The organism is Streptomyces sp. BHT-5-2, assembly GCF_019774615.1.
Taxonomy (GTDB): Bacteria; Actinomycetota; Actinomycetes; order Streptomycetales; family Streptomycetaceae; genus Streptomyces.
The window spans coordinates 2,257,709-2,271,942 of record NZ_CP081496.1; the positions used below are offsets into that span (position 1 = coordinate 2,257,709).

Consider the following 14,234-nt stretch of genomic DNA (forward strand, 5'->3'; position numbering starts at 1 on the left):
TCCTACGAGGAACCGCGCCCGGCGGAGCGGGACGCGGAGCGCGAACGGGGACGGAGCGCGACGCAGGCCAGCACGGCGGGGGTGGTGACCAGCAGGGTCCTGGTCACCACGGAGCGCGTGTGGGGCGGTTTGGCGCGGGTCGGCGTGTAGCCGAGCGGACGGGTGGGGGCCGGGGCCGCCAGGTGCTGCACGGCCGGTGGCGGCGGCGGTGCCGGTGGCGGTGGCGTGCGGCGGACCGGCGGGGCGGGCCGGGGCGCGGGTGCGGGGGCGGCCGGGGTGGCGCGCGGGTGGGGGCTCGGTGGCGGCGCGGCCGGTGCGGGCGGTGGGGCCGGCGGCGAGGGGCGGGGCGGGGGAGTGGGCTTCGGGGTGGGCGTGGGCCGGGTGCAGGGGATGTGCCAGCCCGGCGGCACGGGGAAGTCGGTGGGCAGGTGGACGGGGGGCGCGGTGCCGGCGTAGGCGCAGTTGTCGCCGGCCGGCCGCGGGAGCGCTCCGGCGCGGGCGGCGGCCGACGGGGGCGTGAGCAGGGCCAGGGCGGCCGCGAGCGTCGACGCCGCGGCCAGCGCCAGCGCCGCGGCGCGGACCAGGGTGGCGAACGGGGGCCGGGCCCGGTGCGGGGCCGGGACCGTTCGGTCGGATTCGTGTATCTCGCGCACGGCGGGAAGCTTGCGCAGCCCCCGGGCCGCGCAGCCGCTGTTCGACGGCGATTCGCCCGAACGGGGGAAGTGCGCGACAGGGCGTCCGGGCGGCTTCCGGAAGCCCGCTGCATCGGGGGCACAGTTGAGCGTCAACCTGCTGACGCCGTACGGGACTTCCGTGACCAGGACGATTACCGGCCCGACCGGTGACCTGGGGCACAATTCCCGTTGAGAGACGAGAAGTTGATACAAGCGGCGGCGGGGCGGTACGGACGTGTCGGTGGATTCGGCGAGCAAAGTGGCCGGAAGGAGCGAGCCGAGGGGTGGCGGGGCGCCCGGTGACGGCGGCGCGTGCCGCTGCGGCCGGTGCCCGCACGGGGCCCGCGAGGGGCACCGGCAGGCGCTCACCGCGTTCGTCGCGCTCCGTGAGGAGTTCGCCGCCGGGCGCGGAGTGCCGGCCGGTCTGGCGCATTCCGCAGGCGCCGCCCGGCAGTGGGTGTCGGACGAACTGACGCTGTCCGCACGGCTGCTGGCCGAGCGCGGCGCCGCCGAGAGCGCCTCCTGGCCGGCGGCCGCCCGCCGGCACACGGTGGTGGCGGTGTGGGCCTTGGTGCTGGCGCTGCTGCTGGGGCAGGCGTTGACCGCCGTCGGATCCGGCTGGACGGCCGGCCGCACGGCCACGCTGGCCGCGGCCGCCGTTCTCGCCGTCGGGGCGACGGCGGCGTCCTGGCTCCACCGCGAACAGGGCGGCGCACTGGCCCCGTTGGTCGGCGAGGACCGCCGGCTGTCCACCTCCCGCGCGGTCGCCGCGGCCTGGGTGGCGGCGGTGCTCTACGCCGTGCTGACGCTCGCCGTCCACCTGGCGGTGGTGCCCGCCCCGGACGCCCGGCAGCGGCTGCTCTCCGGGCTCGGGCTGCTCGCCTCGGGGGGACTGCTGGCCATACTGGCCATCGGCTGTGCGGTGGCGGTGCTGGCCTACGGGATGACGGCCGGGCGCGTCCGCTCCGGGCGGGTGCAGAAGATTCCGGCGGACCGCCCCCGGGCCGCCGACCTGCTGGCGGACGACGCGGGCCGCGGCAGCTTCACCGACGCGCAGTATGTGCTGGTGAACGCCGCGGTGCTGGCGTTCGCGCTGGTGCGGCTGGCCGCCGACCCGGCCCGACTGCCCGCGCTCCCCTGGGTGCTGGTCGTCCTGGCGGGGCTCTCCGGGGTGACGTATCTGGCGGGCAAGGCCGTCGCCGGGGGCCGGCCGGTGATCCTCTCCGTCGTTCGCTCGCGGGAGTTGGGCGATCTCGCCGCGCCGATCCGCACCGGTGACGACATCGAGATCCGCGGCGCCGGCTTCGTGCCGCCCGGCGCGGGCACCCCGGACGGGCTGGCCCGTACGGTCGTCCGGATCGGCGGGGTGCATGTGCCCGTGCCGCTCGTGCCGGTGCCCGGGGGCTTCGCCAACCCGACGGACGGGGTGCTGACCGTGCCGGTGCCGGTCGATGTGGAGCCGGGGCCCGTGGACGTCCGGGTGATCACGGCGGCCGGGGCGGAGACGCGGGCCTACCGCATCGAGGTCCAGGACTGATCCAGGTCCAGGACCGACGGAGCCGGAGGGCTACGGGCGCGCGTGGTCCGTGCGGGGCGTGCCGACCGTACGGGGCGGGTGGTCCGTGCGGGGCGGGCGTCGGGGGGCCTCGTGGCGGCCGGTAGGGCGTGCGGCGGTTCCGTGGGGGCGGGGGAGGTGTTGGAGGGGGCGCAGGTGGCGTGGGAGGGAATCCCGCGCGTCCATGCGTACGTATCTCGCCAAGCCGTGCGGGCACCGGCACAATCGTCTGCCCCGGTGGCAACGGAGAGGCGGACGCCATGGCTCACGCACACCGCACACATCCCGTCGACGTCGGTGAGGCCCGAACCGGCGGACTCCGCGGCGGCCCGGGGCGGTTGGCGCTGCTCCCGCTGCGGATCTTCCTGGGGGCCACCTTCCTCTACGCGGGGCTCCAGAAGCTGACCGACCCGGCGTTCCTGGCCGCCGGCGGGAAGGGATCGCTCGGCGCGCTGCTGGGGCAGGTGCACGGCAGCGCCGCGCTGCCGCAGCTGGTGGAGCTGGCGCAACGCAGCCCGGTGGCCTTCGGCTATGCGGTCGCCGGCGGCGAGGTGCTGGTCGGCATCGGGACGCTGCTGGGGCTGCTGGGACGGCTGGCGGCCCTCGGCGGCGCGCTGATCTCGCTGACGCTGTGGCTCACCGTGAGCTGGCCCGCCACTCCCTACTACTACGGCAACGACCTCGCCTACCTGATGGCCTGGACACCGCTGGTGCTGGCCGGCGCGCCGGGATTCTCGCTGGACGCGGCGCTGGCCAACCGCCGCCGGCGGCACGGCACCCGGCTCTACGGCTGACGGGGGCGAGCCCCGCGCGCAGGGCCGCCGGGCGTGCGGGGCGGCGGTCATGACGGCTGCCGGGGCGGGGCGTCCCGCTGGTGGTGGCGGCGGACGGTGGCCCACACGGCGGTGGTGATCCCGGCGAGCAGCAGGCCGGCGGGGAGGGCGAAGAACAGCCAGGGGCCGGGGGCGTGCCAGAGGCCGAGGGCGTCGAGGCCGTAGCCGGCGCCGACGACGAGGGCGGCGACACCGGCGATCAGCCGGCCGGGCTCGAAGGGATGGCGCTTCACTGGGGGGCTCCCTGCGGGGTCGAGGCCGGAGCCGGGGCCGAGGTCGCGGTGGACGGCGGGGCGGACGTGGCGCGTTCGACGGTGAGCTGACCGGCGCCGACCTTGAGGTCGAGCTCCACCGCACCGCGCGGCTTCTCGCCCTTCTTGAGGCCCTCGGCGGGCAGGGTGACCTGCCGTTCGCGGTGGCCGGCGACGATCTCCACGTCGTTCGCCGCGTCGCCCGGCAGCTGGATGTCGCCGACGCCCAGCCGGAGGCGGAGCATTGCGGTGGTGCCCTGCGGCAGCGTCACCACGAGCCGCCCGGCGCCGACTTCCGCGCTGCTGCGGACCGTCGTGCCGGGCTTCGGTGCGAGTTGGCCGAGATCGAGCCGGCCCTCGCCGGAGCCGACCGCGTAGTGCGGCTGGACGGCGGCGACGGTGGTCGGGGACCAGGTGCGCTTCTGCCAGTCGGCGGTGATGTTGGTGGGCAGCGCCATCGCGCCGGCCAGCAGCGCGGCCGTCAACACCGCCATGAAGACCGTGCCGCCGCCGGTGCGGCCCAGCCAGGCGCTCAGCACCAGGCCCAGCCCGAAGACGACCAGCGCGGCGGCCAGGCCCGCCTGGAGGGACTGGGCCAGCGCGGCGTGCCGGGTGACGGTGAGGCCGGCACCGGCGCCGGCCACGACGGCCAGCAGGAACGTGCGGCCGCCGATCCCCCGAACGGCGGCGCGGGCGGGCCGGGGCGGGGCGGCGACGGTGCGCGGCGCGGCCGCGGGGCCGGGCCCCGGGGACCAACTGCCGCGCGGACGGGGGCCGTCCGACACACCGTGGGCGAAGTCGTAGTTGATCTCCAGCCGGGTGTCCTCCGGGCCCCAGAGATAGCCCCGGCGCAGCAGTGGCTCGGTGCGCGGATCGCGCCACCAGGAAGGGCTGTTGGGCGCCGGGGGCGCGGTGGCCTCGGGCGGCGCGTCGGCGACCGCCTGTGCCGTGGCGGCGTCCACCGAACCGGGCCCCTCGGTCTGTGCGCGGCGGCGCCGGCGCGACCAGTAGGCGGCGCCGGCCACGGCCAGCGTCACCATGATCGCGAAGGACATCATGCTGCCCTTGCCGAGCGTGGTCAGGAACAGCGCACAGCCGGCCAGCGCGCACAGCAGGGCCGTCAGCGCCGAGCCCTCGACGCGGCCGGAGAGCAGCCGGCGGGCCTCGTTCTCCTCCTCGCCGTCGAGGGGGACGAGCAGCCAGGCGAAGCCGTAGAAGATCAGGCCGAGGCCGCCGATGGACAGCACGGCGAGCACGACCCGGAAGAGCACCGGATCGACGTCCCACTGCCGGCCCAGGCCGCCGCACACGCCCGCGACGACCTTGTGCCGCCGGCTGCGGCGCAGCGGGGCGGGCGGCGGCGCGGGGTCGGAGGCCGCCGGCTCCGCGGCGGTGGGTGCATCGTTCATGGAGCCATGGTGACAAGCGCGGCGGCGTTCGCGGTATCGGTGAAAACCCTGGCCGATCCCTGATTTCCCCCGAGGCGACCCTGACGCGTCCCCGACGCCTCCCCTGGGGCGTGGCCGGGTCGCCGTGCCTGCCGGGCGTCACGGGCGGACGCCGGGACCGGCGTCGGGACCGACGTCACGGTCCCGCGCGGAGGGCGGTCACCGCGGCGGGAGGGGCGGCGCCGGGCGGGAGGCGGCGGCGGTAGCATTTGCCGCGCAGGGGCCGCGCACGCCCCGCGGGCCGTGGCCCGCACAGGAAAAAGACACGTCGCGGCGGTGGCCGGAGGTCTGTTTCGGCCTGCCGAAGACTATCGTTGCGCCCTGAATACGTACGGGTTTCCGGAGGGGCGTGCGGTGGCGGAAGCGGCGTCGGTGGATGAGGGGCGACTGGTCGCCGGGCGATATCGCCTGGTCGAGCGGATAGGCCAAGGCGGAATGGGCACCGTCTGGCGGGCCCGGGACGAGCTCCTCGGGCGCCAGGTGGCGGTCAAGCGCCTGCATGTCTCACCCCAGTTGGACGCGGACGAACTCGCCACCCGCCACGCCCGCACCACCCGGGAGGCGCAGGCCGCCGCGCGGATCAACCACCCCAACGTCGTCGGCGTGCACGACGTCGTGGACGACGAGGGCTCGCCGTGCATCGTCATGGAGTACGTCCCCTCCTCGACGCTCGGCGACGCCATCAAGGAGGCGGCCCGGTCCGGCACTTACCTCACGCCCCGGGAGGCCGCCCGGATCGGCCGCGGCATGATCGCCGCGCTGCGCGCCGCGCACTCCGCCGGTGTGCTGCACCGCGACGTCAAGCCGGGCAACGTCCTCCTCGGCGAGGACGGCCGGGTGGTCCTCACCGACTTCGGGATCGCCGTCGCCACCGGCACCACCACCCTCACCAAGACCGGCGAACTCGTCGGCTCCATCGACTACCTGGCGCCCGAGCGGGTCAAGGGCTCGACGCCGGGCCCCGCTTCGGACCTGTGGGCGCTGGGCGCGACGCTCTATCAGGCGGTCGAGGGGAAGCCTCCGTTCCGCAAGAACACCGCGGTGGAGACGGCCTACGCGATCGCCGTCGACCCGCTGGAGGCGCCGCGCAACGCCGGCCAGCTCGGCGCACTGATCGAGGCGCTGCTCGCCAAGGAGCCGGGCGACCGGCCCACCGCCGAGGTCGTCGAGCAGGCGTTGCGGGCCGCCGAGGCCGAGGCGGAAACCGCGCTGATGGGCTGGCCCACGCTGGCGTTGGGCACCGTCGGCCGTGGCCGGACCGCGACGGGCGAGCCGTCCGACGCCCTCACCCACCCCGTGACGCAGACCTCCGTCCCGGTGGCCGACGAGAGCGGCACCGGTACCGGAGAACGCACGGACACCGGCGCGCCCACGGGGAGCACCGCCGGCACCGCCACCACGGGGACGGCCGCCGTCGCCGCCTCCGGCACGCACCACCACCCCGCCGGCACCACCACCGATGCGCACCGCCCCGCCGGCACCGCGGACGCCGAGGCCACCGGCCCGGTGGCACTGGCTGCCGGCAGGACCACCGGGCCGCTCGCCGGCGCCCGCACGGACGTGGTGACGAACGGCCCGGCCCCGCGCAGACGCCGCGGCCGGGTAGTGGCCTGGGCCGTCGCGGGCGTCCTGATCGCCGGAGGCGGCGGGGGCGCCGCCTGGTACCTCAACCACCGCGACGACGGTTCCGCGTCCGGCAACGACGCCGGCAAGAGCACCCCCGTCCTGCCCGGCGCGCCCCACGTCGGCGTGAGCCCGCCGCCGCCCACCCCGAAGGGTTACCGCCGGGTCACGGAGAAGAGCATCGCGGCGTCCTTCCCCGTGCCGTCCGGGTGGCGGCGGGAGGTCAAGGACGGCGGCCGGCAGATCGTCTACACCTCGGACGCCGAGCTTGCCCAACTCACGGTCAGCGGCCTGGACTTCTCCTCGGCGGACCAGGTCGAGCACTTCAAGAGCGTCGAATCGGACCTCAAGGTCCAGTACCCCGGCTACAAGCGGCTCCGCCTCCAGGACACCATCTACCAGGGCGACCCGGCCGCCATCTGGGAGTTCACCTTCCCGGGCCGGGCCCGCGAGTACCGCGGCATCGACCTCGGCTTCGGCCGCGAGGGCGGCAAGGAGTACGCCGTCTACGTCTCCGCGCCGTCCGCGAACTGGTCCAAGTTCGAGCCGGTCTTCGCGAACGTGAAGGACGGGTTCCGGAAGACCGCGCCGACGGGCTGAGCGGCCCGCGGGAGAACCCCGGGGCGGGTCAGGGACGGTTCAGGGTCCGACCCTGATGTCCCGGGCCCGGTCGGCGTGTGACGATCTGAGGCATGACCACAGCGCCACCCCGCGCCGAGACGATCTACGCCCCGGCGCCGGACCCCGACGACCCGCCCGTGCGCAAGCTCTACCGCAGCGCCGAGGGGCGGCTGCTCGGCGGCGTGGCACGCGGTCTCGCCGGGCACCTCGGCCTCCCGGTCTCCTGGGTGCGGATCGTCTTCGTCGCGCTCTTCATGGCCGACGGCATGGGCGCCCTGCTCTACGCCGCCTTCTGGTTCTTCGTGCCACTGGGCGTCGGCGGCGTCGAGACCCGGCCGCCCGCACCCGGGGAGGACCGGCGGCGCCTGCTCGGCCGCAGGCCCGACAAGGGACAGGTCCTCGCGCTGGTCGCGCTCCTGGTGGGGGCGGCGATCGTGGCGTCCCGGTTCCAGCCGGGCCGGGCCAACGTCTATCTCTGGCCGGTGCTGCTGATCGGCGCCGGCGTCGCCCTGGTCTGGCGCCAGGCGGACAACTCCCGCCGCGCCCAGTGGCTGGAGCTCGGGCGCCGCAAGGGCCTGCTGCCGATGGTGCGCGGCGCGGCCGGGGTGCTCCTGGTCGGCGCCGGCGTCACCGGCATCGTCGTCCTCCAGGGCTCCGTGCAGAACCTCGGCTCGGTGCTGCAGGCCGCGCTCGCCGTCGTCGTCGGCATCGCCCTGCTGGCCGGCCCCTATCTCGTACGGATAACCCAGGACCTCTCCGAGGAGCGCCTGATGCGCATCCGCGCCCAGGAGCGCGCCGAGGTCGCCGCGCACGTCCACGACTCCGTCCTGCACACCCTCACCCTGATCCAGCGCAACGCCGACGATCCCAGGGAAGTGGCCCGGCTGGCCCGCGCCCAGGAGCGCGAGCTGCGCGCCTGGCTCTACAAACCCGAGGGCCGCGGCAAGGACGAGGACGAGGAACCGGCGACGGTGGCCGAGGCCGTGCGGGCGGCCGCCGCCGAGGTCGAGGACCACCACGGCGTCCCCATCGAGGTCGTGGTCGTCGGCGACTGCCCCCTGGACGAGGCGCTCGGGGCCCAGATGCAGGCCGCGCGCGAGGCGATGGTCAACGCCGCCAAGTACGGTGGCGAGGGCGGCGCCGTCCAGGTGTTCGCCGAGGTGGAGGGCCGCACGGTCTTCGTCTCGGTGCGCGACCACGGCCCCGGCTTCGACCTGGACGCGGTCCCCGCGGACCGGATGGGGGTACGGGAATCCATCATCGGCCGGATGGAGCGCAACGGCGGCACCGCCCGGCTGCGCGCCGCGCCCGACGGCGGCACCGTCGTCGAGCTGGAGATGGAGCGCGCCGAGGACCGCGACCGCACCGGCGGGGAGGGGGCGCCGGAATGAGCGCGGCGGCATTCCCGGCCGCCCCGGAGGGAGACGGCGCCGGCCGCGGGCCCGCGGGGGCGTTGCCGCCCGGGGCAGGGAATCATGACGGGGCAGACACCGAAGGACGGACGGACGAGATGAGCAGCGACGACGCACAGCAGGGCGAGGCCGGCGGCGAGGACCAGGGCCGCACCGTACGGGTCGTGCTGGTCGACGACCACCGGATGTTCCGCACCGGCGTCCAGGCCGAGATCGGCCGGACCGAGCAGACCCGGGTCGAGGTGGTCGGCGAGGCCGCCGACGTCGACCAGGCGATCACGGTCATCACCGCCACCCGCCCCGAGGTCGTCCTCCTGGACGTGCACCTCCCCGGGGGCGGCGGCGTCGAGGTGCTGCGCCGCAGCGCCGCGATGATGGCCGACCCCGAGCGGCCGGTCCGCTTCCTGGCGCTCTCCGTCTCCGACGCGGCCGAGGACGTCATCGGCGTCATCCGCGGCGGCGCCCGCGGCTATGTCACCAAGACGATCACCGGCACCGACCTCGTCGACGCGATCTTCCGGGTGGCCGACGGCGACGCGGTCTTCTCGCCGCGGCTGGCCGGCTTCGTCCTGGACGCCTTCGCCTCGACGGACGCCCCGCCGGTGGACGAGGACATGGACCGCCTCACCCAGCGCGAGCGCGAGGTGCTCCGGCTGATCGCCCGCGGCTACGCCTACAAGGAGATCGCCAAGCAGCTGTTCATCTCCGTCAAGACGGTTGAGTCACATGTCTCGGCCGTGCTGCGCAAGCTCCAGCTCTCGAACCGCCATGAACTCACCCGCTGGGCGGCCGCTCGCCGGCTGGTCTGACCTGCGGATTCACCGAGAAGGGGGCGCACGGGGGCGGACGAGTGGGAGCCGCCCCCGCAGCGGAGGGCGCGAAGGGGGCGCGTAAAGAAGGCTTCAAGCCGGGCAACCAGGATCGTGTGGATCGCCATCTAAGGGCGCGGAGAGGCTCGCTGCCGAAGGCGGGGCCGGAACCACGCCCACGCCCCACGCGCACACGTCCTGGAGACGAGATCCCGATGAGCCTGACGGGTACGCCTTTCTTCCTCTTCTCGATCCTGCTGTTGATCATCGCCGTCGTGCTGCCGTTCGCCCTGTGGGGCAAGGTGGCCGGGCCGCCCCTGCTGCGGGGCCTGTCGCGGCTGCTGATGCTGCTGTTTGCGCAGGTCACCGCCATCACGGTGGTCTTCGTCATGGTCAATAACGCCAACAACCTCTACGACAGCTGGGGCGACCTGCTCGGCACCGGCAACCACATCGACCAGGCCAGGAACCTCGGCCCGGACGGCCTGGGCGGCAAGAACCTCAAGGACGAGCCCAAGGTGCTCCAGCACTTCCGGCCGGCCGACGACCCGGTGCTGGGCGCCGGCGTCCAGATGACCGACCTCAAGGGCCAGATCTCCGGCGTCAACGGCGAGGTGTACGTCTGGCTGCCGCCGCAGTACAACGACCCCGCCTACAAGCACAAGAAGTTCCCGGTGGTCGAGCTGCTGCCCGGCTACCCCGGGTCCGCCAAGTCCTGGTTCGGCTCGCTCAAGGCCAACGAGCAGCTCGGCTCGCTGATGCAGAGCGGAGCGGTCAAGCCGTTCATCCTGGTGGCGCCGCGCACCAACGTCCTGCCCAACGCCGACAGCGGGTGCGTCAACATCCCCGGCAAGGTCAACGCCGACAGCTGGCTGACCGTCGACGTCCGTCAGATGGTGATCGACAACTTCCGGGCCGGCGACAAGCCGGACTCCTGGGGCCTGGCCGGCTATTCGGCGGGCGCGCACTGCGCCACCAAACTGGCGCTGGCCCACCCGGACCGGTACCGCGCCGCGGTCGGCATGTCCGGCTACAACGACCCGGCGATAGAGCGCGACTCGCTCGCCGGCAAGGACCCCAAGCTGCGCGTCGAGACCAACCCGATGCACATCCTCAAGGCCGCCAACGACGCCGGGAAGCCGCCCCGCACCGCGCTGTACATCTCGGGCGCGAGCGGCGACGGCTACCAGGCCGGAATGGGCCTGAAGCAGCTGGCGAAGCAGCCGACGACGGTGACCGTCGAGCAGATCTCGTCCGGTGCGGGCGGGCACACCGTGCCGGTGTGGAAGCGCCAAGTTCCGGAGATCTTCCGCTGGTTCGGGCTGCTGCTGCGGGGCTGACCGGCCGGCCCTCCGGCGGAATTCACCCTTCGGGTGAAACTCCGCCGGAGTCGGCGGAAGCGGGCACAAACCCGCGCCGGGGACCGTTGTGCGAGTGACGGAGGTCATGCACGACGAAACGGGGGTTGGCGAAATGCGGGTCGACATCGATGACGGGTCGAGGCGGCACTCCGACGCCGAAGGGGCGCAACGCGTCCCGGACGGAAGGGAGACGGCCCGGCGGCCGGCTCCCATGGTGCCGTATGCCGGGCCGAGCGCCGATCGCACCACCTTCGAGTCGGAGTTCAGCCGGGTCGGCGGGTATGCGCAGGCGGTCCGTGCGGCCCGTGCGGACCGCCATGGCGGGCTGGCCGAACGACCGGAGATATTCGGGTAGTTCGGCGGGTATCCGCGGGCCCGCGAGGAGCACGCGGCGGGCCGCGCTACGCGGGGCGGGTGGCTCCTGCGAAGGGCAGTTGGTCGAGTGGGGCGATCTGGACGGGTGCTCCCGGGTGCGGGGCGTGGATCATCTCGCCGCCGCCGATGTAGAGGCCCACATGACTGATGCCGGAGTAGAAGAACACCAGGTCCCCCGGGGCGAGATGGGGCCAGGCGACGCGAGTGCCGGAGGTGATCTGGGTGTAGGTGGTCCGGGGCAGGGTGACGCCGGCGGCCTTCCAGGCGGCCAGGGTCAGCCCGGAGCAGTCGTACGCGGCCGGGCCCGTCGCACCCCAGGCGTAGGGCCTGCCGAGGGCGGCGTGGGCGAAGGCCACCGCCCGGGCGGCGCGGTCGACGGGCGCAGGGGCCGGCCGCGCGGGTGCGGCCACGCTTGCCGCCGGCTCCGGAACGCGCGGCGTCGAGCACTCGGCGGCGTACGGCGCGGCTTGTTCGGGGGCGCGGGGACCCGACGGCTCCGAGATACGGGGACCTGACCGCTCCAGGGCACGACGGCCGGACGGCGCAGGCGTGCGGGGACCCGACGGCTCCAGGGCGCGGGGGTGTGACGGTTCCAGGGCGCGGGAGGCCGGCTGCTCCGGGCGGTGGGAAGTGGGCTGCTGCGGGCCGCGGGAGGCGGGCTGCTCCACCGCGTCAGGTCCGGCCTGTTCCGGCAGCCGTGGGGCGGTGGGATCCGGGGGGCGGTCCGTGGTGGTCGTGGGGTGGCTGCCGAGCCGGCGGACGCTGCCGAGGCGGCGGGCCCAGCCCGCCACCGCGGTCGCCTGGTGGCTGCCCGTGCGCTCCAGCACCGTGGCGCCGTCCAGATAGCGCTGCGGGTCCGCGACGAGCAGCAGCCCGCTGCGGGTGCTGCGCGCGGTACGGCCCAGGGCCGGCGGTGGTGTGAGCGGCGGCCGCTCACCGGCCGTGTGGTGCGACGCCATGGCGGCCGTCACTTCCTTCCCTGCGGGGCGGAACGACCGGCGGGGTACGGGCCCGGTCGTCTGAAGGAGGAAGCTAAGCCCGGGGTCACGACGAGAAACCCCCTTGCCCGGCATTGCCCGATTCCGACCGCGTGCGAGGCGGGGATGACCGGCCCTCCGCCCGGGACGGGGCCGAGGAACGGCGGGCGCTGACCGAAGCGGGCATCGCGGGCGCCCTGCCGGAAAGGGCGTGCTATGGGACGGATACGATCCAGCACTATGGACGTAGTAATCAATGTCTTCGTCGCCCTGCACATCATCGGCATCGCCTCCCTCCTGGGTGGCTTCCTGACCCAGATGAAGGCGATGGGCGCGGGCGCCGCCCGCTTCGTGCCGGCCATGCTGCACGGCGCGCTGACGATGCTGGTCACCGGCATCGTGCTGGTCGGCCTGAACCAGATGCAGGGCAACTCGATCAACAACATCAAGATCGGCATCAAGATGGCCGTCCTGGTGGTGATCCTGGCGCTGGTCTACGTCAAGCGCGACGAGGAGAAGCTCCCCAAGCCGCTCTTCGGCGCGGTCGGCGGGCTCACCATGTTCAACATCTTTCTCGCGGTGCTCTGGACCTGAGCCCACGGGTCACGGGCCACAGGCCACACCGCCGTACCGACGGCTCACCGCGCGGTCATCCCGCTCCCGCTCCGAAATCCGGAGGCGGAGGCGGCGGATGACCGCGCGGTGGCGTGTGGCGGGGTGTGAGGGGGGTGGCGTGCAGGGCCGCGGAGGCGGGGGCCGTCAAGGACGCGGGGTGCGCGCCCGTATGTCGGTTATCCGGGCCGGACGCTGCCGTAGATCGGCATGCCGTAGATCGACTCGACCCGGACGCTGGCGCCCGGGTGCGGGGCGTGGATCATCTCGCCGCCGCCGATGTACATCCCGACGTGGCTGATGTCGTTGAAGAAGAACACCAGGTCGCCGGGTTGGAGATCGCTGCTGGTGACCCGGGTGCCGACCTTGACCTGGTCCCAGGTCGTACGCGGCAGGTCGACCCCGGCGGCCCGCCACGCGGCCTGCGTCAGCCCCGAACAGTCGTAGGAGCTGGGTCCGGTCGCGCCCCAGACGTACGGTTTGCCGATCTGGGCGCGGGCGAAGGCGAGCGCCTTGCCGGCCTTGGTGGAGTACGAGCCGCTGTCGGACGTGCCGCCGCCGGAGCCCTGTCCGGAGCCGCTGCCGCCGGGCTGCTGCTGGCGCTGCTGGGCCTCCTTGCGGGCCTGCTCGGCGGCCTTGCGCTGGGCCTCGGCCTCCTTCTGCCGCTCCAACTCGGCAAGCCGCGCCTTCTCCTGGGCGGTCAGCCGGGACAGCAGCTCCCGGGCCTCGGCCAGCTTGGCCTGAACGTTTCGCTTGCTCTCCTTCAGAGACGCCTGCGACTCCTGGAGGCCCTCCAGGCTGTGGGTCGCCTCCGCCCGCTGGCGGGCGGCGGCCGCGGCCTGCTCCTCGTAGTCCGTGATCGCCTGCTTCTGCCGCCCGGTGAGCTGCTCCATCAGGTGGTTGCGGTCGACGAACTGCTGCGGGTCCTTGGCCAGCATCAGCTGGGCGGTCGGGCTGATCCCGCCGGTCTGGTACTGCGCCGAGGCGAACGCGCCCAGGCGGCGCCGGGACTCGTTCATCTTGTCCGCGCGCCGGGCGGCCTCGTCGAGCAGGCGGTTCACGGTGCGCTGCTGGCCGTCCGCCTTCTCCTTGGCGGCGTTGTACTTCTGGGTGGCCACCTCCGCCTGCTGGTAGAGGTCGTCGACCTTCTGCTTGACCTCCTCGATGGTCGGCTGCGGCGCCTTGGGGGCGGCGTTCGCGGTCTGCGAGAGCAGCGTGACCGAGGCCAGGGCGGCGGTGGTGAGCCCGGCCGCCGTACGACGGCCGCCGGGTGTGGCGAGTATGGGGGTGCGCGGCTTGCGGTGGGACGCCAAGGCCGGCGACTCCTTCCGTGGACCGCCTACCGGGTTAGCTGTCGGGTTCGGGCGGTGTGCTGACGGAAGGCTTGCCCTACGACCCGTGCGCCCGCCTGGCGACGGTCGCACCGGTCGATTCACCCCGGTGGTGCGTGTCGGGTCCCCGGCTCCGGGTGCCTGACGGCAGGTCCGGACTCGGCGGGGGCGGCCCGTGCGAACGCTGTCGTCCGCTGGGACGGCGGGCTGCCCGAGCGAGACCGTAGCCAACTCGTGTGGCTCCTGTGAAGGCTGGTGTTCGATATGCCCGAAACCTTTTTGTGACCAGAATGTGAGCGGCCCCAGGTTTGCGCACCACCGCACACGACGGCGACCCCTCCGTGCGGTACCG

General features: G+C 74.3%; 13 protein-coding genes and 1 riboswitch. Of the genes, 8 read left to right on the forward strand and 5 right to left on the reverse strand.

Features of this window, described 5'->3' with window-relative positions:
* Positions 1-2: 2 nt before the first annotated feature.
* Entirely contained in the window at positions 3-653 is a 651-nt protein-coding gene (locus K2224_RS40360) for a hypothetical protein (RefSeq protein WP_260692457.1), read from the reverse strand.
* Positions 654-933: 280 nt separating this feature from the next.
* Between K2224_RS40360 and K2224_RS10030 the strand changes: the two genes are divergently transcribed.
* On the forward strand, positions 934-2,211 hold the full coding sequence (locus K2224_RS10030) for a hypothetical protein (RefSeq protein WP_221909552.1): 1,278 nt from the start codon (positions 934-936) through the stop codon (positions 2,209-2,211).
* 278 nt (positions 2,212-2,489) lie between these two features.
* Positions 2,490-3,023 (forward strand): TQO small subunit DoxD, encoded by a 534-nt coding sequence (locus K2224_RS10035; RefSeq protein WP_221906229.1) that lies wholly within the window; start codon positions 2,490-2,492, stop codon positions 3,021-3,023.
* Between the two features lie 47 nt (positions 3,024-3,070).
* Here K2224_RS10035 and K2224_RS10040 read toward each other — a convergent pair whose 3' ends face one another.
* Entirely contained in the window at positions 3,071-3,295 is a 225-nt protein-coding gene (locus K2224_RS10040; RefSeq protein WP_221906230.1) for a hypothetical protein, read from the reverse strand.
* Positions 3,292-4,722 carry a PspC domain-containing protein gene (locus tag K2224_RS10045; RefSeq protein WP_221906231.1) on the reverse strand — a complete coding sequence of 477 codons (1,431 nt, stop codon included), beginning with the start codon at positions 4,720-4,722 and terminating at the stop codon, positions 3,292-3,294. The genes K2224_RS10040 and K2224_RS10045 overlap by 4 nt, the downstream gene beginning before the upstream one ends.
* Positions 4,723-5,196: 474 nt before the next feature.
* Here K2224_RS10045 and K2224_RS10050 point away from each other — a divergent pair, with 474 nt between their 5' ends.
* The 5 genes from K2224_RS10050 (at position 5,197) to K2224_RS10070 (ending at position 10,942) form a co-directional block, all read left to right on the forward strand.
* Complete coding sequence (locus K2224_RS10050; protein ID WP_399020002.1) at positions 5,197-6,984, forward strand: serine/threonine-protein kinase; 1,788 nt, start codon at positions 5,197-5,199, stop codon at positions 6,982-6,984.
* A gap of 92 nt (positions 6,985-7,076) precedes the next feature.
* Entirely contained in the window at positions 7,077-8,396 is a 1,320-nt protein-coding gene (locus tag K2224_RS10055; RefSeq protein ID WP_221906233.1) for an ATP-binding protein, read from the forward strand.
* A gap of 119 nt (positions 8,397-8,515) precedes the next feature.
* Positions 8,516-9,226 (forward strand): response regulator transcription factor, encoded by a 711-nt coding sequence (locus tag K2224_RS10060; protein WP_221906234.1) that lies wholly within the window; start codon positions 8,516-8,518, stop codon positions 9,224-9,226.
* A gap of 215 nt (positions 9,227-9,441) precedes the next feature.
* A complete protein-coding gene (locus K2224_RS10065) occupies positions 9,442-10,566 on the forward strand; it encodes an esterase family protein (RefSeq protein ID WP_221906235.1) in 1,125 nt (374 codons plus the stop codon).
* Between the two features lie 106 nt (positions 10,567-10,672).
* Positions 10,673-10,942: a hypothetical protein gene (locus tag K2224_RS10070; protein WP_221906236.1), complete on the forward strand. Its 270-nt coding sequence runs from the start codon at positions 10,673-10,675 to the stop codon at positions 10,940-10,942.
* Positions 10,943-10,988: 46 nt separating this feature from the next.
* On the opposite strand, the gene K2224_RS40365 is transcribed toward K2224_RS10070, so the two are convergent.
* Positions 10,989-11,921: a C40 family peptidase gene (locus K2224_RS40365; protein WP_260692460.1), complete on the reverse strand. Its 933-nt coding sequence runs from the start codon at positions 11,919-11,921 to the stop codon at positions 10,989-10,991.
* A gap of 258 nt (positions 11,922-12,179) precedes the next feature.
* Between K2224_RS40365 and K2224_RS10080 the strand changes: the two genes are divergently transcribed.
* Complete coding sequence (locus K2224_RS10080; protein WP_221906237.1) at positions 12,180-12,533, forward strand: hypothetical protein; 354 nt, start codon at positions 12,180-12,182, stop codon at positions 12,531-12,533.
* Between the two features lie 197 nt (positions 12,534-12,730).
* On the opposite strand, the gene K2224_RS10085 is transcribed toward K2224_RS10080, so the two are convergent.
* Entirely contained in the window at positions 12,731-13,864 is a 1,134-nt protein-coding gene (locus K2224_RS10085; protein WP_221906238.1) for a C40 family peptidase, read from the reverse strand.
* Positions 13,865-13,871: 7 nt separating this feature from the next.
* Positions 13,872-14,042: riboswitch (cyclic di-AMP (ydaO/yuaA leader) on the reverse strand.
* Positions 14,043-14,234: the final 192 nt, after the last annotated feature.